This window comes from Alkalitalea saponilacus, assembly GCF_900168165.1.
Taxonomy (GTDB): Bacteria; Bacteroidota; Bacteroidia; order Bacteroidales; family Marinilabiliaceae; genus Natronoflexus; species Natronoflexus saponilacus.
Genome location: NZ_FUYV01000079.1, coordinates 1 through 1,510, shown reverse-complemented (window position 1 = coordinate 1,510; position 1,510 = coordinate 1). Strand labels below are relative to the sequence as shown.

2 protein-coding genes are annotated in these 1,510 nt (G+C 34.4%); both read right to left on the bottom strand.

The features are described from left to right. Positions 1 to 209: 209 nt before the first annotated feature. Positions 210 to 689, bottom strand: coding sequence for a GNAT family N-acetyltransferase (locus B5X70_RS17690; protein ID WP_079559230.1), 480 nt, complete (start codon positions 687 to 689; stop codon positions 210 to 212). An 8-nt stretch (positions 690 to 697) separates the two neighbouring features. Then, on the bottom strand, positions 698 to 1,510 hold an 813-nt coding region (locus tag B5X70_RS17685), incomplete at its 5' end, for a YiiX family permuted papain-like enzyme (RefSeq protein ID WP_234995099.1).

Below are 1,510 nucleotides of genomic sequence, written 5' to 3'. Positions count from 1 at the left end.
TTCACTCCAAATTTTTGACAGTCTGGTCATTTCTTCTTTTAAGTATCAACGCCAACTTATATATACAGATGTGTCTTTTTATGTGTTACAACGGTCACATATATGAAATGTTGGGGCTGCGGTGTGCGTCTTTGTCTGCCGTTACAAAAGTTGGTGCGGGGCAGAAAGATTCGCATAAGCACCTAAACACCAATATTTTATATATGATGTTACCATGCGTTATTCTTCGTCATTTTCTTCGTCATTTTGAAATTAATCAGCTCTTTCTCTTTAGATTTTTTCAATTGTTGCTTTTCAACTTTAAATCCATATTTTTCAAAAAATCCCTTTGCCGTAATACTAACATCTGAGTAGATTAAATCATTTTGTTGTTCAGAAGCTTTCTTCTCAATTTCGTCTAATAATTTCTTTGCTATTCCCTGTCTTTGAAAATCCTTATGCACAAACATTAAATCCAAATATCCATCAGTTGCGAGTGAAGCAATCCCGACAATCTTGGCATCTAATTTCGCAACAATAAAATAAAATTTCACAATCTCTTCAGCCCATCTATCAACATCTTCATGCCAAGATGACCAATCATCAATTTCGTCCTTGGGATAATCCTTTGAATTGATTTCCTGAATCGTCTCGTAAAACAATTGTGTTATTTCTTTTATGTCCGCTATGGAGGCTTCTGTTATTTTCATTTTTCCTATCAATTCTCAAAGACAGTAATTAATTGGTCTGATTTAAACATTGATGCAGGAGAAATCACTAATTCTTCTTTCGGAATATTATCTCCGTATCTTTCCATTAGTTTCTGTTTTACAGCTTTATCAGTAAGGTTGAAATCACCTAATTTTTCAAGTTCTCCAATTTCAAGTCCAACCGCCTCTTTGTATATTTTCCAGACCAATTCGGAACAATAAATTCTTGAATCAGACCACTCAAAATACAAATCATAGTCTTTTCCTGCATATTTTTCGCCAATCTCTTTCATTTTCGTTAAAGTCTCAGGAGTCAATAAGTTCTCAGAATTTTTAATCCGTTTAACAACATAATGTGCATTTTCTCCTCGATTAATCCATTCGTTTAATGGTGACAGTTTTACAGGCTGCACAGCTTCATAAACAAAAAAATCATTTTCTAGTTTGTAAATAATTCCCATATGACTGTATTTTGAACCAGTTGCAATCTGAATTGCTTTACTTTGTTCTGATGTTGAAATCTGGAAAATAATATCTCCATTTTGGATTTCGTTTTTAAGTAAGTTTTCAATAAATCTTGGCGTGTCTTCCTTTACTCCATTAGCAAATTGATACATTTCATATATCCAATATCCCGCATAGATTAACAATCCGGATATTACGAGGATAAAAATTCTTTTTGTAGTCTGCTTATTCATTGGATGTCTGTCTGTTATAATGCATGGTAACGTACCTGTGTATGACCAGTGGCTTTTTTGCGGGCTGCGTCCTTGTCCGCCGTCACAAAAAATGAGGCGGGGTAGGAGGGTGACTATTAAGCG